The 22,404-nt window shown below is 64.5% G+C and carries 18 protein-coding genes; 15 read left to right on the forward strand and 3 right to left on the reverse strand.

From position 1 onward, the window contains the following. Positions 1–156 precede the first annotated feature (156 nt). The 15 genes from RhoBH5_RS00830 to RhoBH5_RS00900 all read left to right on the forward strand — a co-directional run bounded on the left by RhoBH5_RS00830 (position 157) and on the right by RhoBH5_RS00900 (position 17,046). Positions 157–570 (forward strand): BlaI/MecI/CopY family transcriptional regulator, encoded by a 414-nt coding sequence (locus RhoBH5_RS00830; protein WP_003944876.1) that lies wholly within the window; start codon positions 157–159, stop codon positions 568–570. 25 nt (positions 571–595) lie between these two features. Further along, complete coding sequence (locus RhoBH5_RS00835) at positions 596–1,549, forward strand: M56 family metallopeptidase (protein WP_007730909.1); 954 nt, start codon at positions 596–598, stop codon at positions 1,547–1,549. A gap of 261 nt (positions 1,550–1,810) precedes the next feature. Further along, on the forward strand, positions 1,811–3,778 hold the full coding sequence (locus RhoBH5_RS00840) for a DEAD/DEAH box helicase (protein ID WP_064688200.1): 1,968 nt from the start codon (positions 1,811–1,813) through the stop codon (positions 3,776–3,778). Between the two features lie 217 nt (positions 3,779–3,995). Continuing rightward, entirely contained in the window at positions 3,996–5,453 is a 1,458-nt protein-coding gene (gene gndA / locus RhoBH5_RS00845) for an NADP-dependent phosphogluconate dehydrogenase (protein WP_007730904.1), read from the forward strand. Between the two features lie 62 nt (positions 5,454–5,515). Beyond that, entirely contained in the window at positions 5,516–7,018 is a 1,503-nt protein-coding gene (locus tag RhoBH5_RS00850; RefSeq protein WP_064114337.1) for a DEAD/DEAH box helicase, read from the forward strand. 4 nt (positions 7,019–7,022) lie between these two features. After that, positions 7,023–7,904 (forward strand): DMT family transporter, encoded by an 882-nt coding sequence (locus RhoBH5_RS00855; protein WP_003944968.1) that lies wholly within the window; start codon positions 7,023–7,025, stop codon positions 7,902–7,904. Between the two features lie 3 nt (positions 7,905–7,907). Next, entirely contained in the window at positions 7,908–9,344 is a 1,437-nt protein-coding gene (locus RhoBH5_RS00860; protein WP_020969620.1) for a GuaB1 family IMP dehydrogenase-related protein, read from the forward strand. A 311-nt stretch (positions 9,345–9,655) separates the two neighbouring features. Then, entirely contained in the window at positions 9,656–11,038 is a 1,383-nt protein-coding gene (locus tag RhoBH5_RS00865) for a hemolysin family protein (protein ID WP_003944847.1), read from the forward strand. Further along, positions 11,031–12,119 carry a hemolysin family protein gene (locus RhoBH5_RS00870; protein WP_003944826.1) on the forward strand — a complete coding sequence of 363 codons (1,089 nt, stop codon included), beginning with the start codon at positions 11,031–11,033 and terminating at the stop codon, positions 12,117–12,119. The genes RhoBH5_RS00865 and RhoBH5_RS00870 overlap by 8 nt, the downstream gene beginning before the upstream one ends. Positions 12,120–12,122: 3 nt before the next feature. Beyond that, positions 12,123–13,001, forward strand: a complete 879-nt coding sequence (locus RhoBH5_RS00875; protein WP_270007853.1) for a 3-methyladenine DNA glycosylase — start codon at positions 12,123–12,125, stop codon at positions 12,999–13,001. A gap of 18 nt (positions 13,002–13,019) precedes the next feature. Continuing rightward, complete coding sequence (locus RhoBH5_RS00880; RefSeq protein WP_064114339.1) at positions 13,020–14,333, forward strand: CoA transferase; 1,314 nt, start codon at positions 13,020–13,022, stop codon at positions 14,331–14,333. 31 nt (positions 14,334–14,364) lie between these two features. After that, positions 14,365–14,841 (forward strand): OsmC family protein, encoded by a 477-nt coding sequence (locus RhoBH5_RS00885; protein ID WP_007727816.1) that lies wholly within the window; start codon positions 14,365–14,367, stop codon positions 14,839–14,841. Continuing rightward, entirely contained in the window at positions 14,834–15,868 is a 1,035-nt protein-coding gene (locus RhoBH5_RS00890; protein ID WP_007727817.1) for a nucleoside hydrolase, read from the forward strand. Before RhoBH5_RS00885 ends, RhoBH5_RS00890 begins: the two co-directional genes overlap by 8 nt. A 26-nt stretch (positions 15,869–15,894) precedes the next feature. Next, positions 15,895–16,035 carry a hypothetical protein gene (locus RhoBH5_RS00895; protein ID WP_156423186.1) on the forward strand — a complete coding sequence of 47 codons (141 nt, stop codon included), beginning with the start codon at positions 15,895–15,897 and terminating at the stop codon, positions 16,033–16,035. Between the two features lie 63 nt (positions 16,036–16,098). Then, positions 16,099–17,046 (forward strand): sulfite exporter TauE/SafE family protein, encoded by a 948-nt coding sequence (locus RhoBH5_RS00900; protein WP_007727818.1) that lies wholly within the window; start codon positions 16,099–16,101, stop codon positions 17,044–17,046. A gap of 62 nt (positions 17,047–17,108) precedes the next feature. Here RhoBH5_RS00900 and meaB read toward each other — a convergent pair whose 3' ends face one another. The 3 genes from meaB to mutA are packed head-to-tail and all read right to left on the reverse strand — an operon-like array spanning position 17,109 to position 22,263. Beyond that, positions 17,109–18,101 (reverse strand): methylmalonyl Co-A mutase-associated GTPase MeaB, encoded by a 993-nt coding sequence (gene meaB, locus RhoBH5_RS00905; protein WP_003945003.1) that lies wholly within the window; start codon positions 18,099–18,101, stop codon positions 17,109–17,111. A 17-nt stretch (positions 18,102–18,118) separates the two neighbouring features. After that, the gene (gene scpA, locus RhoBH5_RS00910) at positions 18,119–20,371 is read right to left on the reverse strand and encodes a methylmalonyl-CoA mutase (protein ID WP_042449118.1); all 2,253 of its coding nucleotides are present in this window, start codon (positions 20,369–20,371) and stop codon (positions 18,119–18,121) included. Further along, positions 20,368–22,263 (reverse strand): methylmalonyl-CoA mutase small subunit, encoded by a 1,896-nt coding sequence (gene mutA / locus RhoBH5_RS00915; protein WP_270007854.1) that lies wholly within the window; start codon positions 22,261–22,263, stop codon positions 20,368–20,370. The genes scpA and mutA overlap by 4 nt, the downstream gene beginning before the upstream one ends. Between the last annotated feature and the right edge of the window lie 141 nt (positions 22,264–22,404).

The following is a 22,404-nucleotide window of genomic DNA, read 5'->3' on the forward strand; positions in this document are numbered from 1 at the left end:
CTTGCAATTATCGGGCATCGTCATTGTCGGGACTTTCGTCGTCTCACACCACCGTAACCGTCACGCAGATCACTATGGCCAATACCACACCCCCACCGAGGTGGTTACTACTACCAGTAGTACGTATTTCGTCGTGGAAGTCCGTAGAATCGAAGAATGGCAGGTCTAGGTGAACTCGAACGCGCGGTGATGGATCATTTGTGGTCCACATCGGAACCGCAAACTGTGCGACAGGTGCATGAAGCACTCGCGACGCATCGCGAATTGGCGTACACGACGGTAATGACCGTTCTGCAGCGCCTGGCGAAGAAGCATCTGGTGATTCAGCAGCGTGACGATCGCGCACATCGCTATCTTCCCGTCAACAAGCGCGAAGAACTGGTCGCGAGCCTGATGGTCGACGCTCTGGCCCAGGCTCCGGAGTCCGGCGGTCGCGCCGCGGCACTCGTCCACTTCGTGGGACAGGTCAATGCTGACGAAGCCGATGCTCTTCGCGAAGCGCTCGCTGCCCTCGAGGTGCGCGAGTCCGCGAAAAAGGCTGCGCAGCCCGGAATTTCTAGGCCGAACTGATTTCGTCGTGCATGATGTGTAGGACATGAACGCCACTACTGCACTGGTTTTCGGACTGCTTGCCTTGTTGCTGGCCGGTCCGGTTCCCGCACTCCTGAGCCGCTCCACGTGGCCTTACCGCGCTCCACGCGCGGCGTTGGTTCTGTGGCAAGCCGTCGCAATTGCTGCGGTGCTGTCGGCATTCAGCTCGGGCCTGGCCATTGCCAGCCAGCTGCTCGTTCCCGGCACTGACGGTAGGCCGACGACGGCCCCGACCGCCGAAATCGATGCACTCGGGCTCCCGCTGTGGATTCTGTACGTGGTTGTTTTTGCCCTGACGCTTCTGATCGGCGCGAAGCTGATCTTCTCGATCATCCAGGTCGCTGTGAGAACCCGACGTCGCCGTGCACGTCACCGCGTGTTGGTGGACCTTCTCGACGACTGCGCCATGCCCGCGTCGGTGGAACGCACACCCGATCTGCGGGTACTGGACGTCGACGAACCGATCGCATACTGCCTGCCAGGTCTGCGTCAACGCGTGGTTCTCAGTCAAGGCACTCTGCAGAACCTCGATCATGCCGAGGTCAAAGCCATCCTGACGCACGAGCGTTCCCACCTGCGAGCTCGTCACGATCTGGTCCTCGAGGCTTTCACTGCCGTCAACCACGCGTTCCCCCGTTTCGTTCGTAGCAAGTCGGCCCTGGGATCGGTGCAGCTACTGGTGGAGTTGCTCGCCGACGATTCAGCCGTGCGGGCTACCGGTCCCACTCCCCTCGCGCGGGCGCTTGTCGCGTGTGCCGGATCGACGGCACCCCGCGGGGCAATGGCAGCGGGCGGGCCGTCGACGCTCATCCGGGTGCAGCGCCTCTCGGCCGACGACGCAGATCCCCGCATCGCAGTTTTTGCGTATCTCGGGGCGGTCGCGATTCTCGTTGTTCCCACGGTTGCGGTTGCTGTGCCCTGGCTCACCGAACTTCGACTGCTTTTCAACGCATACTGAGTCTTGACCTGCGTAACCCCGTGTAGTAGTGCAGGTCACAGGCGGGGCTACCTGACTTCGGTGTCCCCGGTGGCGTAGAGTGGATCACGGCCACCATCGTGGTCCGTCAACATATAACGGCACACAGCCCAATTCCCCGCAGTATGCGTTCGGATTGCCAGGTGACATGTGCCCTGGCTCGTCCCTTTGCGAACTGTGTCGTGTATTTCAGCATGGCTTCTTCCGCTCCGCGACGTGCCCGTAGTCCGGAGAGGTTTCCGCGTGACCAACGCTGTCCAAATGTCGTCTTCCGAGAACATCGAAGACCCCACCGTCAACACCCCCGCTGCCGAAGAAGCAGTCGCCACCGAGCCGGGTATCACCTTCGCCGAGATCGGCCTGCCCGAGCAGCTTGTTGCCGCATTGGCGCGCAACTCCATCACCGTCCCGTCCCCCATCCAGGCGCAGTCCATCCCGGACGCGCTCGCCGGTACCAATGTTCTCGGCCGCGCACAGACCGGATCGGGCAAGACCCTCGCCTTCGGCCTGCCGATGCTGACCCGCCTCTCACGCCACGAAGATCGCCCGGCCGCCAAGCGTCCCCGCGCACTCGTGCTCGTCCCCACCCGTGAGCTTGCTTTCCAGGTGGTCGACTCCCTCAACTCCTACGCCGGAGCACTCGGACTCACGGTTCGCCCCGCTGTCGGTGGAACGCCGTTCGCCAAGCAGGTCGATCAGCTTCGCCGCGGCGTAGACGTCCTCGTCGCAACGCCGGGTCGTCTCGGCGACCACCTGCGTCAGGGCACCTGCATCCTCGACTCGGTGGAAATCACCGCACTCGACGAAGCCGATCAGATGGCGGACATGGGCTTCCTGCCCGAGGTTCGCTCGATCCTCGGTGAGACCCCCGCAGACGGACAGCGTCTGCTGTTCTCGGCAACCCTCGACCGTGAGGTCCAGTCGCTGGTTCGTCAGTTCCTGGCCAACCACGTCACCCACTCCACCGAAGACGGCCGCGCAAGCGTCGACACGATGGAGCACTACGTCCTCCTCGTCGATCGTGGACAGAAGGATTCAGTCCTCGCCGAGATCGGTGCCCGCGACGGACGCACCATCATGTTCGCCCGCACCAAGCTCGGTTGCGAGGGAATCACCGACCGCCTCCGCGCAGTCGGCATCGCTGCCGAGTCGCTTCACGGCGGCAAGGCACAGAACCAGCGCACCCGCGTCCTCGAGCGTTTCAAGAACGGCCGCACCCCGGTCCTCGTCGCAACGGACGTCGCAGCACGCGGCATCCACGTCGACGGCATCGACCTCGTCGTTCACGTCGATCCCCCGGCCGACCACAAGGACTACCTGCACCGCGCTGGTCGTACCGCTCGCGCCGGCGAGAAGGGCACCGTTGTCGCCATCGTGCTGCCGAACCAGAAGCGTCAGTTCAAGCGTCTGACCGGTATGGCCGGCGTCAATGCCGCAGCCGTTGCCGTCACCCCGGGTTCTGCTGAACTTGCTCGCATCACCGGCGCCAAGAAGCCGACCGGAGAACCGTTGCGCGAGAGCTCTTCTCGTGGCGAGCGTTCCTTCGGTGATCGTGGTGGAAGCCGTGGCGGCTACCAGGGCAACCGCTCGTCCGGTGGATACCAGGGCAACCGCTCTTCGGGTGGCTACCAGGGCAACCGCGACGGCGAGAGCCGCGGCGGATACCAGGGTGATCGCTCCAGCGGTGGTTACCAGGGCAACCGCGACAGCCGCCCCTCGACCGGCTACCAAGGAAACCGCTCTTCGGGTGGCTACCAGGGAAGCCGCGACGGCGAGAGCCGCGGCGGATACCAGGGCAACCGCTCTTCCGGTGGATACCAGGGTGATCGCTCCAGCGGTGGTTACCAGGGCAACCGTGACAGCCGTCCGTCCTACGGAGACCGCGACAGCCGCCCCTCGACCGGCTACCAAGGAAACCGCTCTTCGGGTGGTTACCAGGGCAACCGTGACGGCGAGAGCCGCGGCGGATACCAGGGCAACCGCTCTTCCGGTGGTGGATACCAGGGCAACCGTGACAACAACCGCTCGTACGGCGATCGCGACAGCCGCCCCTCGACCGGCTACCAGGGCAACCGCTCCTCCGGTGGATACCAGGGAAACCGCGAAGGCGGCGACAACCGTGCAGCCTCGACCAGCGGTGGCGGCTTCCGCAGCCGTACCGACCGTCGTAGCTATGACGGATTCGACGGCCCGAAGCGCGATCAGCGGTAATACCTGCGCTGAGCTGCGGCTCGACAACTGAACACTGAGAACCTTCCGGCTGTGCCGGAAGCTGTATCGAGACGGATGCAGGTCACTGCAATTAAAGTGATCTGCATCCGTGTTTTGTATGCACGGTCTGATGTTCACGCGCGTCGCGGCCGCACCGTTTTCGGCTGCGCACAGCGCAGGATTTCACAGCCGCGGACCGAGAGGGAAAGCTGTAAGCATGTCAACCACTAGCACCGAATCACCCCGAGCTCAGATCGGCGTCACCGGCCTGGCCGTCATGGGTTCGAATATTGCCCGCAATTTCGCCCGCCACGGTCACACCGTTGCCCTGCACAACCGCAGCATCGCGAAGACCGATGCCCTGATCGCCGAGCATGGTTCCGAGGGCGATTTCGTGCGCACCGAGACCGTCGAGGAGTTTGTTGCCGCACTTCAGAAGCCGCGACGCGTCCTGATCATGGTCAAGGCCGGCGCCCCGACCGATGCTGTCATCGAAGAGCTCGCAAACGCCATGGAGCCCGGCGACATCATCATCGACGGTGGCAACTCGCTCTACACCGACACGATCCGTCGTGAAGCGGCGATCCGCGCCCGCGGACTGCACTTCGTCGGCGCCGGTATCTCCGGTGGCGAAGAAGGCGCACTCAACGGTCCGTCGATCATGCCGGGCGGCCCGAAGGAGTCCTACGAGGCTCTCGGCCCGCTTCTCGAGTCCATCTCCGCTCACGTCGACGGCACCCCGTGCTGCACGCACATCGGCCCCGACGGCAGCGGTCACTTCGTCAAGATGGTGCACAACGGCATCGAGTACGCCGACATGCAGCTCATCGGCGAGGCGTACAACCTCTTCCGCGACGCTCTGGGCTACGACGCCGGTCAGGTTGCCGACGTCTTCACCGAGTGGAACAAGGGCACCCTCGAGTCCTACCTGATCGAGATCACCGCCGAGGTGCTCCGCCAGGTCGACGCCGAGACGGGCAAGCCTTTGGTCGACGTCATCGTCGACGCTGCCGAGCAGAAGGGCACGGGCCGCTGGACGGTCAAGTCTGCTCTGGATCTGGGCGTGCCGGTCACCGGTATCGCCGAGGCCGTGTTTGCTCGCGCACTGTCCGGTAGCCGCAATCAGCGCGCTGCAGCTCAGGCGCAGGGTCTGGCTGCCGGCTCTCTCGGCGACAAGCCTGCTGACGCCGAGCAGTTCGCCGCCGACATCCAGGCCGCGCTGTACGCGTCGAAGATCGTGGCGTACGCGCAGGGCTTCGATCAGATCGCTGCCGGCAGCGCCGAGTACGACTGGAACCTCAAGCCTGCCGACCTGGCGACGATCTGGCGCGGTGGCTGCATCATCCGTGCGCAGTTCCTCAACCGCATCAAGGACGCGTTCGACGCCGATCCGAGCCTGCCGAGCTTGATCCTGGCGCCGTACTTCCGCGAGGCCATCGAGGCAGGCATCGACAGCTGGCGCCGCGTGGTCGCCACCGCGACGATGCTCGGCATTCCGGTACCTGCGTTCGCGTCCTCGCTGTCGTACTACGACGGTCTCCGCGCGGAGCGTCTGCCGGCCGCCCTGACTCAGGGTCAGCGCGACTTCTTCGGCGCGCACACCTACGAGCGCATCGACAAGCCGGGCAAGTTCCACACACTGTGGAGCGGTGACCGCAGCGAAATCGAGGCCTGATTCACAGCGGGTATCGGTAGATGCGGTCATCTGCGTCTACCGATACCCGGTAGCCTGGACAAATGCAGGAATCGACGATCGACTCGCCCACCTCGACCGAAGGGCGTTCGTTCGTCGACCTCGGAATCCCCGCCGTGATGGTGCACGCGTTGCGCCGAAGCGGCATCGATGCCCCCTTCCCCATTCAGTCGGCAACCATCCCCGATGTTCTTGCCGGTCGGGATGTACTCGGGCGCGGTGCGACGGGTTCCGGAAAGACTCTGGCCTTCGGGCTTCCGATGCTGGTGCGCCTCAAGGGTGGGGCGAGCAAGCGGAATCGTCCGCGCGGTTTGGTGCTCGCTCCCACCCGTGAGCTGGCGATCCAGATCCACAAGGCACTCGACGACGCCGCTACCGAGATCGGTTTGCGTGTGGCAAATGCGGTCGGGGGCGTTCCGATCAAGCGTCAGGCCGACATCCTTGCCCGCGGCGTCGATCTGCTGATTGCGACCCCCGGGCGCCTGCTCGACCTACTCGAGCAGAAGTCGGTGATTCTCGACGACGTCGTGATCACGACCATCGACGAAGCCGACCACATGGCAGACATGGGTTTCATCGACGAGGTTGCGAAGATTCTCGACACGACTCCGAAAGACGGTCAGCGTCTTCTCTTTTCGGCGACACTCGACGGCAAGGTCGACGATCTGGTCGCGGGTTACCTGCGCAATCCGGCGTCGCACTCGACTGCTCCCCCGGTTGCGACCGTCTCGACCATGGAACATCATCTGCTTTTCGTCGACCGCGACGACAAGAGATCCGTTGTCGCACATATCGCTTCGCGCGCGGGGCGGACCATCATGTTCGTCAAGACCAAGCACGGTGTGGATCGTCTTGCGCAGCAACTGCATTTGATCGGCGTCTCGGCCGGGGCCCTGCACGGCGGCAAGACGCAGAACAATCGGACCAAGACCCTCGCGTCGTTCTCCGACGGGACAACACCGGTCCTGGTCGCCACCGATGTCGCCGCGCGCGGAATCCATGTCGACGACGTGACGCTCGTCGTTCACGTCGATCCCCCGGCCGAGGCGAAGGACTACCTGCACCGGGCCGGCCGGACGGCACGCGCCGGGGAATCAGGCGTCGTCGTCACCATCGTCACCGACGAGGAACGTGATTCGGTCGAGAAGTTGACCAAGCAGGCAGGCGTCAAGGTTCACGGTGTGCGGGTTCGTCCTGACGATCTTGAACTCACGCGCATCACCGGTGCGATGGAGCCGACGGGAATTCCGGTCGAGGCTCCCGATACGACGGTTGCCGTCAAGCACACCGCCAAGCGTGGCCGTCAGGAACACGACACTGCAGGCCGGACCGCTGCCGGAGGCCGGATGAAGAAGGACGGCGACAAGCGCGCCGCCTCCTCGCGGCGCGTCACCGATCCGAAGAGTGTGAAGAAGATCCGTGCGGACGGCACTCCGGTCCCGACCCGTTCGGAGCGTCTGGCGTCCAAGGGCTTGACCCCGCGTCGCGGCGCACCCGGCGCAGGAAAGCCGTCTGCCGGAAATCGGGCGGGCAAGCGCGCACACTGAGGGAATGGGTGATCTTCCACTGATCTCGGTTCTCTGCGCACTTCTCGCTGCACTGCTCTTCGCGTGCGCTTCGGTCGCTCAGCAACGGGCGGCGTCCGCGGTTCCCGAGGGCGAGGCGTTGGTGGCGTCGTTGATTCGCAGTCCTCGGTGGTGGGCCGGGCTGATCGGTGACGGCGGCGGGTACGTCATGCAGGCCGTTGCACTGTCGTTGGGTTCGGTGTTGGTGGTGCAGCCGCTGATCGTGACCTCGTTGCTGTTCGCGCTGCCTCTCTCGGCCAAATTCTCGGGAATCCGCATCACCCGTTCCGCGTGGTCACTGGCGATCATGCTCGCGATTTCCTTGGCGATCTTCCTCGTCGTCGGCGATCCCACCGAGGGAGACAGCAATGCTCCATGGTCGGATTGGGCTGTGCCCCTGACGATTACGGTCGCAGTGGCCGTGGCCGCAACTGTCGGCGGCTTGTCCAAACTCGACGGCGGCTGGCGCGCACTGCTTCTCGGCTCTGCGGCAGGCATCTTCTACGGCGTCGCCGTCGCATTCACCAAGTACGTCACCGACCTACTCGGCCACGGCGTCGTCGGGGTGATTTCGGCATGGCAGACGTGGGCGCTGATCGCCTCGGGCGCAATCGGGGTCTACCTGCAACAGCGCGCGTTCCAGGTCGGGCCGCTGTCGGCGTCGCTACCCGCCCTGACGATCGGCGAGCCGATCGCGGCCATCTTCCTGGGGATGACAGTGCTCGACGAACGCCTCCGCGTCGACGGTCCCGGAATTGCTCTCATCGGGTGCGCAGTCGCCGTCATGATCATGACCACGATCGCCCTTTCCCGCTCACAAGCGCGCGACACCGAGGGCGCTACGGCGGAATCGACGGTAGGCTCGTGAAACGTGCAGTTCCTCGAAGGGCAACGCCCCCCATACGACCTGACCTACGACGACGTCTTCCTCGTCCCTAACCGGACCGAGGTCACCTCTCGGTTCGACGTCGATCTCAATTCTTCCGACGGATCCGGAACGACCATTCCCGTCGTGGTCGCCAATATGACCGCAGTCGCCGGCCGCCGCATGGCGGAGACTGTCGCCCGCCGCGGCGGACTGGTCATCATTCCGCAGGACGTCCCCACCGAAGCTGTCGCCGAGACCGTGGCGTTCGTCAAGAGCCGCCACCTCGTCGCCGATACGCCGGTCACGCTTAGTCCGGACGACGCCGTCTCCGATGCGCTGGCGCTGCTTCCCAAGCGTGCTCACGGCGCGGTCGTGGTGGTCGAGGACGGTAAGCCTCTCGGTGTCGTCACGGAGGCTGCCTGCGCGGATGTCGATCGGTTCACTCGCCTACGTACCGTCGCGATCACCGACTTCGTCACGGCCCCGGTCACCGCCACACCGCGTGAGGTCTTCGAACTGCTCGAAACCAAGCACGATCCGCTGGCGGTCATCGTCAACGAAGACGGGACTCTTGCCGGCGTCCTCACCCGCACCGGCGCGATCCGTGCCGGCATCTACGACCCCGCAGTCGACGAGCGCGGCGCACTCCGGGTCGCTGCGGCGGTCGGTGTGAACGGTGACGTGGGCGCCAAGGCCAAGGCACTCGTCGACGCCGGTGCCGACGTGATCGTCGTGGACACGGCTCACGGTCACCAGCAGAGAATGATCGATGCACTCACCACCCTCAAGGCGCTCGATCTCGGCGTCCCGTTGGTCGCAGGCAACGTGGTCTCCGCACAGGGAACCCGTGATCTGATCGCCGCAGGCGCGGACATCGTCAAGGTCGGCGTCGGACCCGGAGCCATGTGCACGACTCGCATGATGACCGGCGTCGGACGCCCGCAGTTCTCGGCCGTCGCGGAATGTGCTGCAGCGGCACGTGAGCTCGGCAAGCACGTCTGGGCCGACGGCGGCGTTCGACACCCCCGCGACGTTGCACTCGCCCTCGCGGCGGGCGCGTCGAACGTCATGATCGGCTCGTGGTTCGCCGGCACGTACGAGTCCCCCGGCGATCTCAAAGTCGATCAGGCGGGCAACGCGTACAAGGAGAGCTTCGGTATGGCCTCCAAGCGCGCTGTTGCCGCTCGCACAGCCACCGAAACGGCTTTCGATCGCGCCCGTAAGGGATTGTTCGAGGAAGGCATCTCCAGTTCGCGGATGCGTCTCGATCCCGAGCGCCCTGGAGTCGAGGACCTGATCGATCAGATCTGTTCCGGCGTGCGCAGTACCTGCACGTACGCGGGTGCGCGCTCTCTCGAGGAGCTGCACGAGAAGGCCGTTCTGGGCGTGCAGTCCGCCGCCGGATTTGCCGAAGGACGGCCGCTTCCGTCTGGTTGGTGAACCACGTTCTGTGACTGTCGGCGGGTGCTCGGGTCCCTACTCCCGGGCACCCGCCGGTATCATTGGATCCGTAAACAGAAAACAAAACTCGGTCGGGTGCCCTTCGGCGACCCGACCGAGCCCGCTACAGCCGAGAACTACTCGGCTCTGACGAAAGGAACCCGGTGCCCGAGGCACCCACACACTTACCCGGCGCTACACCCGTCGTTTTATCCGAGGAATCTTCTGATTCCGCCGGTTCGGAGGGCTCCTCTAGCGAGCCGGGAGACAAACCCGGCGGCCCCCGTGCACATCTCAGGTGGCGATGACACATGGACATCGTTTTCACCATTCTCAGCCTGGTCGGCTTCATCGCGCTGACTGCAGGCACCGCCCTCTTCGTGGCGGCCGAATTCTCACTGACCGCGCTCGAACGCAGCACCGTCGACGAAGCTGCTCGTGGCGGCGACCGACGCTCGCGGCAGGTTCAACACGCGCACAAGACTCTTTCGTTCCAGCTCTCCGGCGCTCAGCTGGGCATCACGATCACAACCCTGATCACCGGTTACCTGGCCGAGCCGGTCCTGGCACGGTTCATCACACCGGTCACGAAGGCCGTCGGGCTCAGTGAATCCGCGGCCTCGACAACGTCTTTGATCCTGGCGCTCGTGATCGCGACCTCGTTCTCCATGATCTTCGGTGAGCTCGTACCGAAGAACCTCGCAATCTCCAAGCCGATGCCCACCGCCCGCGCGACTGCGGGCCTGCAAGCAGGGTTCTCGCTGATCTTCCGGTGGGCCATCAACGGCCTCAACGGAACCGCCAACTGGATCGTGCGACGCCTGGGCATCGAACCCGCGGAGGAATTGCGCTCCGCGCGATCACCGCAGGAACTCGGGTCCCTCGTGCGGACGTCCGCGCAGCGCGGGTCCATCGACAAGGGCACGGCGATGCTCGTCGACCGTTCACTGCAGTTCGGTGACCGCACGGCAGAAGAGCTGATGACTCCGCGAGTGAAGATCGAATCGCTGGAACTCTCGGACACCGTCGCAGACCTGATCGTGACGGCGTCGCGGACCGGCTATTCGCGCTTCCCGGTCGTTCGCGGCGATCTCGACGACACGGTCGGCGTCGTACACATCAAGCACGCGTTCACCGTTCCGGCCGAACGTCGGCGCACGACGCGCGTCGACAGTCTGGCTCAACGTGTTCCCGTCGTGCCGTCGAGCCTGGACGGAGACACCGTCATGGAGCGAATCCGCTCCGACGGCATGCAGGTTGCGCTCGTCGTCGACGAGTACGGCGGAACTGCCGGCATCGTCACGATGGAAGACCTCATCGAGGAAATCGTCGGCGATGTGCGCGACGAACACGACGAACCCGAACTCGACGTGCAGCGCGTCGGCGACGGATGGTCGTGCTCCGGTCTCCTGCGCATCGACGAGGTCACTTCGGCTACCGGGTACACCGCTCCCGAAGGCGACTACGACACGCTCGGCGGTTTGGTGCTCACCGAACTGGGCCGCATCCCCGACGAGGGTGACGAGGTGGAATTGCCCGACGTCGACTCGTCCGGTGATTCGCGCGGAAAGTGGATTGCACGAGTGACCGGCATGGACGGCCGCCGTATCGACCGGGTGACCATCACGCCGGTCCCCGCTTACGTCGAACCCGAATCCGCCGACGACAGCAAGAAGGAGTCCGACGATGAATAACCTCTTCGGTGTACTCCTCACCGTCGTGCTGCTCGCCGGCAATGCATTCTTCGTCGGTGCGGAGTTCGCACTGATCTCCGCACGACGTGACCGCCTCGAAGCACTGGTCGCGCAAGGCAAGAAGCGGGCGCTCACAGTCATCAAGGCCGGTGAGAACCTCTCGCTCATGCTTGCGGCGGCTCAGCTGGGCATCACGATCTGCTCGATCCTCCTCGGTAAGGTCGCCGAGCCCGCCATTGCGCACCTCCTCGAGGTGCCGATGGAAGCCGTCGGCCTGCCCGACGGATTGCTGCACCCGATCTCGTTTGCCATCGCGCTGTCGCTCGTCGTCGTGCTGCACATCCTGCTCGGCGAGATGGTGCCCAAGAACATCGCGTTGGCCGGCCCCGAGAAGACGGCCATGCTGCTCGTTCCCGTGCATCTGGCGTTCATCAAGATCGCTCGCCCGATCATCGCGTTCTACAACCTGTGCGCGAACGGAGTGCTCAAGCTCCTGCGCGTCGAACCCAAGGACGAACTCGACGTCACGGTCTCGGCGGTGGAGTTGTCCGCGATGATCGGTGAATCGCGATCCGAAGGTCTGATCGACGCCGAAGAACACCGGCGGTTGAAGCAGGCACTCGAATCGACCGATCGGACCGTCTCCGAGGTCCTGATCACTCTCGACAAGGTGCGGACCATTCCCCTCACACCGTCGGGAACAACACTGGGTGAGATCGAGCGTGCGGTCATCGAGACCGGATACTCGCGTTACCCGGTGCGAGCGAGCGACGGATCGCTGGCTGGGTACGTACACCTCAAGGACGTACTCGACGAGGTGCTCGACGAGGCCGCTGGACCGGACACCGTCGTTCCGACGTCGGATATCCGGCCGCTGCCCATCGTTCCGCTCAGCACACCGCTGGCCGAAGCGTTGGCCGGCCTTCGTCGGGCCAGCTCGCACCTCGGCGCTGTCACGGACGCTGACGGAGTGGTGATCGGTATCGTCGCGCTCGAGGATCTCCTCGAGGAGTACGTCGGAACGGTCCGCGACGGCACGCACCGCGGCACGGATGCTGTTCCCGGACAAAGAAACAGCTGATCGATGACACGTTCGGTGCATTCACTCGCACTCGCGCAGAGCGAGTGGACGGCTCGGCGGGCGCTTCACCTCGAGGAGGTGGAGAAGCTCGTCGAGCCGCACCGAGCGCGTCGTAGCGCCGGTATCTCTCACCCGGTGCACGACTTCCTCTTCACGTACTACAACTTCAAACCCGCCCAACTGCGCCGCTGGCACCCCGGGTACGGAGTCGCGCTCGAGAACGCCGCCGAATACGCAGCCTTCTCCGGCTACCGCGTCGACGAGTCGGGTACCGCGACGGTCGAGGCCTCAGTGCTGGAGCGTCGGCGTCACACAGTCGAATTCGTGTGGAATCTGTTGAATCAGACGTCTGCGCGGCCCGCTGTGCTGGGTTGCTTCGGCCTCCACGAATGGGCGATGGTCTATCGCGGGGGCGAGGACGCAATCCGTCACCAGTCGGTGCCGCTGCGACTCGGGTTCGCCGGTACCGACGCGGTCGTCGAATCCCTGCCACTCAAATGCACGCACTACGACGCGTTCCGGTTCTTCACACCGGACGCGGCCCCCAAGAACTCGCTCCCGCTTGCACGCGAAACTCAGATCGATCACGAACAGCCGGGCTGCCTGCACGCCGGTATGGACCTGTACAAGTGGAGCTTCAAATTGTTGCCACTCGTCGATTCCGACCTGGTGATGCGGTGCTTCGAACACGCGCTCCTGGCCCGTGAACTCGACATGCGCGCGAGCCCATACGACCTCGCCGAGTACGGGTTCTCCCCCATTCGTATCGAAACTCCCGCGGGCCGCGCCGAATACGTGCGTCAGCAACAACAGTTGGCGGATCGTGCTGCGCCGCTCCGCGATACGCTGGCAGAGAAGTGCCGGGAGCTTCTCGGCCACTGAACTGCCGAAAGGCGTCGCATGGATCACGGGTACGGGTTCTATCTCGACGAATACCAGCGTGACGTCGGGGTGCACACCGACGACCGCCGCGGGCACATCGAATGCCCGGACTCGGCGGGTTTCCTTGCGGCGCACTTGCCGGTGTTCGACCTCGCTGCGGGCTCGGTAGCGGCGTTCGCCTCGGCGATTCATCGGTCAACCAGCCCGGGCGACGGACACTGGACCCTCGATCCCGAGCGCATCGCCGCGTCCTTCTCGAGCGATCGACTGTTCCGGATCGGCGGCGAGCCGATCAACGGGTTCTCCGAGCACTCGGGGTTCTTTGCCGCCCGCGACGGTTGGGTCCGCACGCACGGCAACTATCCGCACCATCGCGACCGCCTGCTCGCCATCCTCGCGCTCGATCATGGATCACCCAAAGATGCAGTGGTGCAACGGATATCCGAACTCAGCGCCATCGAGATCGAGCTGCAGGCCGCCGAGATCGGAGCCATCGCGGTCCGTGTTCGTACCGAGACCGAGTGGCGCCTGAGTGAGCAGTGCGCAGCTGCGAGGTCTGCGCCTCTGGTATCCATCCGAGCACGCGACGAGGGAAAACCCCGCACGCATCCGACGCGCCCACGCGTTCTCGACCTGACCCGCGTCATCGCCGGTCCGGTCGCGACGCGTGCCCTGGCGCTGGTCGGCGCTGACGTTCTGCGGATCGATCCCCCGGCGATCCCCGAGATCGGATGGCAGCACCTCGACAGTGGACAGGGCAAGCGGTCGGCGCTTCTCGACCTGAAGTCCTCGGCGGGAGCGACAGCGTTCCGAGAACTCCTCGAAACCGCAGACGTACTGGTCACCGGCTACCGGCCGGGTGCACTCGAAGCGCTCATCGGGCAGGATCTTCCCGCCCACCTGATTCACGGGCGCGTCAGCGCATGGGGATGGGAAGGTCCGTGGGCGAATCGCCGCGGCTTCGACAGCATCGTGCAGGCCGCATCCGGTATCTCGTTCCTCGAGGGCGGTGAGAACCCTGGTGCGCTTCCGGCGCAGGCACTCGACCACTCGACCGGATACTTCTTGGCAGCGGGGATCCTCGACGCGTTGACGCTGCGCTCGCAGGACGGCCGTGGCCGCGATGTCGACGTGTCATTGGCCAGCACCGGCGCCCGTCTTCTCGACGCACCCGGCCGAACCGTCCATCCCGGTCTACCGACCGCTCCCGGCCTGAATGTTGTTGTCAACCATGCCGACGTGACCACCGCACGACCCGCGCTGGCAGAGTTCGAGGACTACCCCGAACCAGCCCATCCGTGGGGATCGGATCGCGCGGAGTGGGCACACTGAGGGACCGGCACATTCAGGGCAAGATGGACCTGTGAAGTCACATACCTACACACTCGACCTTCAGTGGACGGGCGATCTGGGAACCGGAACGTCCAGCACGCAGGGATATTCGCGCAATCATGCAATATCCGCGGTCGGAAAGCCGGAACTTCTCGGCAGCTCCGATCCCTCGTTCCGCGGTGACGCGCAGCGATGGAACCCCGAGGAACTGCTCGTTGCCTCCCTCGCCCAGTGCCACATGCTCTGGTACCTCGGGCTGGCAGCTGCCGCTGGGGTCGTCGTTCTCGACTACAGCGATCAGCCGGTCGGCAGCATGATCGAGGAATCCGATGGCGGCGGCCAGTTCATCGAAGTGACGTTGAATCCGACGGTGTTGGTCGCGGAGGCGTCGATGGTCGAGAAGGCCCAGGAGCTTCACGGCCCCGCACACACGAAGTGCTTCATCGCTCGGTCGGTGAACTTCCCCGTCCTGCATTCCCCGACGATCCTGGTGGCCACCGATGAGTGACATGCACAAACTCATCGTCGACGTCGACACCGGTATCGACGACTCGTTGGCGCTTCTCTATCTCCTTGCCAGCCCCGAAGCCGAGATACTGGGGATTGCGAGCACCGCCGGCAACGTTCCGGTGGAACAGGTCGCGGCCAACAACTTGAACTGGCTTGCGCTCTGCGGCGCCCCGGACATCGAGGTTGCACTCGGCGCCCGCGAGCCATTGGTCATACCGTTGCGCACCACCGAGGAGACTCACGGTCCGCAAGGAATCGGCCATGCGGTCCTCCCCGATTCGGGTCGCAAGCGCTCGGTCCGAACCGCCACCGACCTCTGGGTGGATCTCGTCCGGGAGTACCCCGGACAACTCACCGGGCTGGTGACGGGGCCGCTCACCAACCTGGCCTTGGCGATCAGACGTGAACCCGATCTGCCGTCTCTGCTGAAGCGACTGGTAGTGATGGGTGGGTCGTTCAACTATCCGGGCAACACGACGCCGACCGCGGAGTGGAACGTCTCGGTGGATCCGCACGCCGCCAAGGAGGTGTTCGACGCGTTCTCCGTCGTACCCGCGCACCGGCGCCCGATCATCTGCGGCCTCAACGTCACCGAATCCATCGAGATGTTCCCCGAACATGTGCGTCGGCTCGCCGAAGCTGCCGGGAGCACCCCGGAAGAGATCATCTCGCCTGACGACGGTCCCGACGTCCGCAGTTCCGCGTCCAACAGCGTGATCAGGCATATGTCCGACGCAATCCGGTTCTACATGGAATTCCATCGTGAATACGACCAGGGATTTCTTGCTCACATGCATGATCCCTTCGCTGCTGCCGTCGCGCTCGATCCGAGCCTGGCGACGCTGAAACCGGCAACGGTAGATGTCGAAACCGAGAGTCCACTGCTGATCGGAACGACGGTTGCGGACTGGGTCGGGCACTGGAAGCGTGAGCCCAACGCGGATATCGCGGTCAGCACCGATCCGGCGGAATTCTTCGATCGACTTGTCCACCGAGTGGGAAATTACGCCCGCGTCGTGGGTTGACCGAGCCGGGCACCGGCTATGCTCGCATGGACAGAACACCAACGTACGAGAACAAAGGACCTGACGTGCAGATTTCCAGCCACGATGCCTCCCCGGCATTTGCGCTCGGATTGATGGCGTTCTGGCCCACTCGTCGTAGCGCATGCTTCGATCAGGCGTGTTGCTGAGCGGCGATTCTCGCTGCCTGCACCCCTGACTTTGTCGCTTCTTCGCTCGGAGTCTGTCTTCTCATGTTCAATCTTCTTTTGTTCACCCTTGTCGGCGTCGGCGCCCAGCTCGTCGACGGCGCCCTCGGTATGGCCTTCGGTGTCACCGCAACCACTCTGTTGATGATCGGTGGCCTCGGTCCGGCTCAGGCCAGCGCCGCTGTTCACCTGGCCGAGGTCGGCACCACCCTCGCTTCGGGTGTGTCGCATTGGAAGTTCAAGAACATCGACTGGAAGCTCGTCGCCAAGCTCGGTGTGCCCGGCGCAGTCGGTGCATTCATCGGCGCAACTGTGCTCTCGGGTCTGTCCACCGAAGCGGCAGTCCCCATCACGGCGACGATCCTGCTGGCCATCGGTATCTATGTGGCACTACGCTTTTCGGTCCGCCCACCGGCCGTCGCGGACGCTCGTACCACCCCGCACACTGCACGTTTCCTGTCCCCACTCGGCCTGTTCGGTGGTTTCATCGATGCATCCGGCGGTGGTGGTTGGGGTCCGATCACCACCAGCACGCTGCTCTCACGAGGAAAGACCGCGCCGCGCACCGTGATCGGCTCGGTCAGCGCCTCGGAGTTTCTGGTCGCGTCAGCCGCGTCGCTGGGATTCCTTGTCGGATTGGGACGTGAGTCGGCGGGAAACCTCCTCGTTGTCGCCGGTCTCGCGCTCGGCGGTGTCATCGCAGCTCCGTTCGCGGCGTGGCTGGTCAGCCGCGTACCTGCAACCTTGCTCGGAACGGCGGTGGGCGGCGTCATCGTGTTGACCAACGCACAGAAGCTGTTCAAATCCTTCGACATCACCGGGGCGGTCACAGTGGCCGGTTACCTGACCATTCTCGGCGCGTGGGCAGCGCTGCTGTTCTACGCGTGGAAGCGGTCCACTCTCACCCCGGCCGAGGCAGAAGGCGATTTCACGGGAGTCGAACTCGCTGTCGAGACCGAACTCACCGAGCCTGCAGTCAAGCGCGAACGATAGCTCGTCACAGAAGAAATCCCGGGTATCCGCGCTCGGATACCCGGGATTTCGTTCTTTCCGCGCTAGTTGCTTCCGTCGAACGCGTCGAGAATTCGCCCCGCCGCCAACGCTGCCGTCAGCGAACCGTCACGCACGCTCTGCTCGACGTCGGCCCGGATCGCACGCACCCGATCGTTGCTCGAGAGCCTGCGTAGCAGCTGATCGTTGACCATCGTCCAGGTCCAATCGACCTGTTGCTTGCGACGCTTCTCCTCGAACTGTCCCGCTTCGGTGAGCACCTCACGGTGTTTGGTGACAGTTCCCCAGAACTCGTCCAGCCCGACACCTTCGAGACCGCTCATCGTGATGACGGGCGGCTTCCAGATGGCGTCGTGCGGGTAGATCAGGCGAAGCGCACCCGCCAATTCACGGGCAGCGCCCTTTGCCTCGCGCTCATGCTTGCCATCGGCCTTGTTGACCGCCACCAGATCTGCGAGCTCGAGGACACCCTTCTTGATGCCCTGGAGCTGATCACCGGTACGAGCGAGGGTCAGGAACGTGAAGCAGTCCACCATGTTGGCAACAGTGACTTCGGACTGGCCGACACCCACCGTTTCCACCAGGATGACGTCGAAACCGGCAGCTTCGAGAAGCACGATGGTCTCGCGGGTTGCCTTGGCAACACCACCGAGCGTGCCGGACGTCGGTGACGGCCGGATGTACGCATTCGGTTCGACGGTGAGCCGAGCCATGCGTGTCTTGTCGCCGAGAATCGAGCCGCCGGTGCGGGTGGACGACGGATCGACCGCCAACACCGCAACCCGATGTCCCTTGCCCAGCAAGTACATTCCGAGCGCGTCGATGAAGGTCGACTTGCCGACGCCGGGAACGCCGGTGATGCCGATCCGGTGCGCTCCCCCGGCCTCCGGCAGCAACTTCAGTAGAAGTTGCTGCGCGAGGGCCCGGTGGTCGTCGCGAGTGGACTCGACGAGGGTGATCGCCCGAGCGAGGCCGGCACGCTGATTTCCGCGCACCGCCTCGGCGAGGGAATCAATGTCGATGGGCTGACGTGCCATCTTCAGTGACCCCCTTCTCAGCTGTTGTCGTGACCCAGTTGGGCGGAGAGCTTCTCCAACAATCCGCTGGCAGCGTCGGCGATGACGGTGCCGGGCGGGAAGATGGCAGCAGCGCCGGCCTCGTAGAGTTCGTCGAAGTCACCGGGCGGAATGACGCCGCCGACGACGATCATGATGTCGGGACGACCGGCCGCAGCCAAAGCCTCCCGCAGCGCCGGCACCAAGGTGAGGTGACCGGCGGCCAACGACGACACACCGACTACGTGGACGTCGTTGTCGGCCGCCTGATTGGCGACCTCTTCGGGGGTCTGGAACAGCGGTCCGACGTCGACGTCGAATCCGATGTCCGCGAAGGCGGTGGAGATGACCTTCTGGCCACGGTCGTGACCGTCCTGGCCCATCTTCGCGACGAGGATGCGGGGACGACGTCCCTCGTCATCGGCGAACTTCTCGACCAGTTCCATCGCCTTGCTGATGTTGCTCACCGTTCCTGCCTCGTCGCGGTACACACCACTGATGGTGCGGATCTCGGCCTGGTGGCGTCCGTACACCTTTTCGAGGGCGTCGGAAATTTCGCCGACGGTAGCCATCGCGCGGGCGGCGACGACAGCGAGGGCGAGGAGGTTGTTCTCCATGCCGCCTTCGGTGGATGCGGCAGCGCGAGTGAGGTTCGCCAGTGCGGCCTCGACGGCTTCCGGATCACGTTCCGCGCGAAGGCGAACCAACTTCTCGAGCTGTTCCTTGCGGACCTTGGAGTTCTCGACCTTGAGAACTTCGATGGTGTCGACCTCGTCGGGAACGTACTTGTTGACGCCGACGAGCGGCTGCCGACCGGAGTCGATGCGTGCCTGGGTGCGGGCGGCAGCTTCCTCGATGCGCAGCTTCGGGATGCCTTCGTTGATGGCCTGAGCCATTCCGCCGGCTTCCTCGACCTCTTCGATGTGCTTACGAGCCCGGTTGGCGAGTTCGTTGGTGAGCCACTCGACGTAGTACGAGCCACCCCACGGGTCGATGGGACGCACGGTGCCGGATTCCTGCTGCAGCAGCAACTGGGTGTTACGGGCGATGCGGGCGGAGAAGTCCGTCGGCAATGCGATCGCTTCGTCGAGTGCGTTGGTGTGCAAGGACTGAGTGTGGCCCTGGGTGGCAGCCATGGCTTCGACGCAGGTACGCGGAACGTTGTTGAAGACGTCCTGCGCGGTCAGGGACCAGCCGGAGGTCTGCGAGTGGGTACGCAGCGAGAGAGACTTCGCGCTCTTGGGATCGAACTTGGCGACAAGCTCGGCCCACAGGAGGCGTCCGGCGCGGAGCTTGGCGACCTCCATGAAGAAGTTCATGCCGATGGCCCAGAAGAAGGACAGGCGAGGTGCGAACTTGTCGATGTCCATACCGGCGTCGAGGCCGGCGCGGATGTACTCGACGCCGTCGGCGAGGGTGTACGCCAGTTCCAGATCGGCCGTCGCTCCGGCTTCCTGGATGTGGTAGCCCGAGATGGAGATGGAGTTGTACTTCGGCATTTCCGCGCTGGAATACGCGAAGATGTCCGAGATGATCCGCATCGAGGGCTTCGGCGGATAGATGTAGGTGTTACGAACCATGAACTCTTTGAGGATGTCGTTCTGGATCGTTCCGGCCAGCTTGTCCGGAGTGACACCTTGCTCGCCTGCCGCAGCGACGTACAGCGCGAGAATCGGCAGCACGGCGCCGTTCATCGTCATCGAGACCGACACCTGCGAGAGGTCGATTCCGTCGAAGAGCTGACGCATGTCGAGGATGGAATCGATTGCGACACCGGCCATTCCGACGTCACCGGCAACGCGAGGATGATCGGAGTCGTAGCCGCGATGTGTAGCGAGGTCGAAGGCGACCGAGAGGCCCTTCTGACCGGCCGCGAGGTTACGACGGTAGAACGCATTCGACTCCGCGGCAGTGGAGAATCCGGCGTACTGGCGAATGGTCCACGGCTGGTTCACGTACATGGTCGGGTACGGACCACGCAGGAACGGCGCTGCGCCTGGGAAGCTGTCGAGCGGGTAACCCGACTCGGCGGCGGCCGTGCGGTCCGCACCGGTGTACACCGGCTTGACGTCGATACCTTCGGGGGTGGACCAGACAACCTGCTCGGCGGCGTAGTTGTTGGCGTTGGCGCCCTCTTCGATGAGCGCCTGGGCCTGCTCGACCGACGGCGGTGTGGGTGCCGGAGACTGCGGGTCCTCGAGTGGGACCTCGGCGAAACTGCCGATCACGTGCTTGACCTCTCGTGTCGTCACTTGGAGCTTCCCGTCTCGATGAAGTCGAGCAGTTCGGTCAGAGCCGACACTGCGTCGATGCGGGCGGTGAGGAATCCGTCCGGGCGAGAATCGCCGGTCGCGTCGGCGACTGCCTTCTCCGGTCCTGCGAGCAGCACCTTGCTGATGCCAGCGGCGCGAAGTTCGGCGACGGCCGCTGCGGCGCTCTCGCCGTAGCGCTTGTCCGTGCCGCACAGCACGGCGACGGTGGCACCGGAAGCCTTGACTGCAGCGGAGATGGCCTCGGCGCCCACCTCGAGCGGGCCGGGGTTGACTGCATCGATACCACCCGAAGCGAGCAGGTTGGACGCAAACGTGGTGCGCACGTTGTGTTCTGCAATCGAGCCCAGCGGCGCGAGAAGCGCAGTGGGACGGGCGCCGCCGGCGGCGAGGAACGCGTCCGAACGGTCACGAAGCGCTTCGAATGCAGCTGCGTAGCGGGCGACGGACTGGCCGGGCTCGACGGCTTCGGCGGACAGCGGCGTTTCGCCGAGGTTCGGGAACTCGTTGACACCGGTGACCGTGGTCTTGCGGTGTGCGATGTCGGAGTCGCGCTTGGCCTTCGTGGCAGCGATGCGACCGGAGACGATTCCCGCTTCGAGTGCCGCCAGATATCCTCCGGCTGCTTCGATTTCCTGGAAGAACTCCCACGCGGTGGCGGCAATCTGCTGTGTCAGGTCCTCGACGTACCAAGACCCGGCCGACGGATCGAGGACACGGCCCAGGTGCGACTCCTCGAGCAGGAGCAGCTGTGTGTTGCGCGCGATGCGCGAGGAGAAGGACTTGCTGACACCGAGGGTGCCGTCGGCCAGGGCGACGTCGAACGGAAGAACAGTCACTGCATCTGCTCCGCCGACGCCGGCGCCGAATGCAGCGAGGGTCGTGCGCAGCATGTTCACCCAGGGATCACGCTGAGCCATCATCGCGGCGGAGGTGACTGCGTGCTGCGGCGCTCCACCAAAATCGGAAGCTCCGCAGACCTGGGCGATGCGTGCCCATACGAGACGTGCGGCGCGGAACTTCGCGATGGTCTGGAACTGATCGTCGGTTGCCGCGTAGCGGAAAGCCAACTGCGACAACGCAGCACCGATGGTCAGGCCGCTCTGGGCGGTGAGTGCACGGAGGTACTCGAGGCCGGCGGCGATTGCGGCTCCGAGTTCTTCGGCGTCGCCGGCACCCGCGTTGTGAAAGGCCGTGCCGTCCACGGTGATCGCGTGCACGGTTTCCGCACGAGCGGCGGCGAGGGTGGCCAACTCGACTGCGCCTGCAAATTCGACGTCGGCTGCGCCGGAGAACGAACTGGTCAGCGGTGCTGCACCGAGGTGAACTCGGATACTGCTGCGATCGCTGACACCGTCGCCGGCTTCGCTGCGTGCATCGAGGAGTGAGAAGAGTGCTCGGGCTGCATCGTTTGTCGCTGCGCCTGCATCGAGCGTGAGCGGTGCGAGGTCGAGAAGCACGCCCTCGAGCGCAGCGGCGAGGTCGGTGACCGGAACGCCGTCGGCGCCCACCTTCAACCAGAGTGCGCTGACTCCGTTTTCGAGGGCGTCCAGGATGGCGCGATTGGTCTCGGCCGCCGAGGCGGTTCCGAATGCAGCGGAAACCAACCAACCGGCATTGACATCACGGTGAGCGTCGACGCCACGCACGTACGGAAACGTGCCCGGCAAGCTCTGCTCGGGACGCTCGTCGCGTGGGCTGTAGAGCGGTGCGACAGTGACACCGTCGTAGGTGACGGTTTCGAGCAGTTTCTGTGGCTCGGGGCCCAGTTCTGCCGCATCGACTCTGCGGGACTTGGCGAGCACACCGGCTACGGAGCGCTGCCACTCCGCGTACGCCTGCTCGACAGCCTCGGCTTCTGAAGCTAATGACACTGTGTCCGCTCCCTCTCATTTTTTGCGTGAGCGCTTTACCGATAATCGGATTTGTTCGTTAGTTCTGTGATGCTAACCCGCGGTTGAGCCCAGATATCGTGAGGATCACGTCATGTTCTTCACAGGGCTGTTCGTGGCCAC

This window comes from Rhodococcus sp. BH5, assembly GCF_027583855.1.
In the GTDB taxonomy this organism is placed as follows: Bacteria; Actinomycetota; Actinomycetes; order Mycobacteriales; family Mycobacteriaceae; genus Rhodococcus_F; species Rhodococcus_F qingshengii.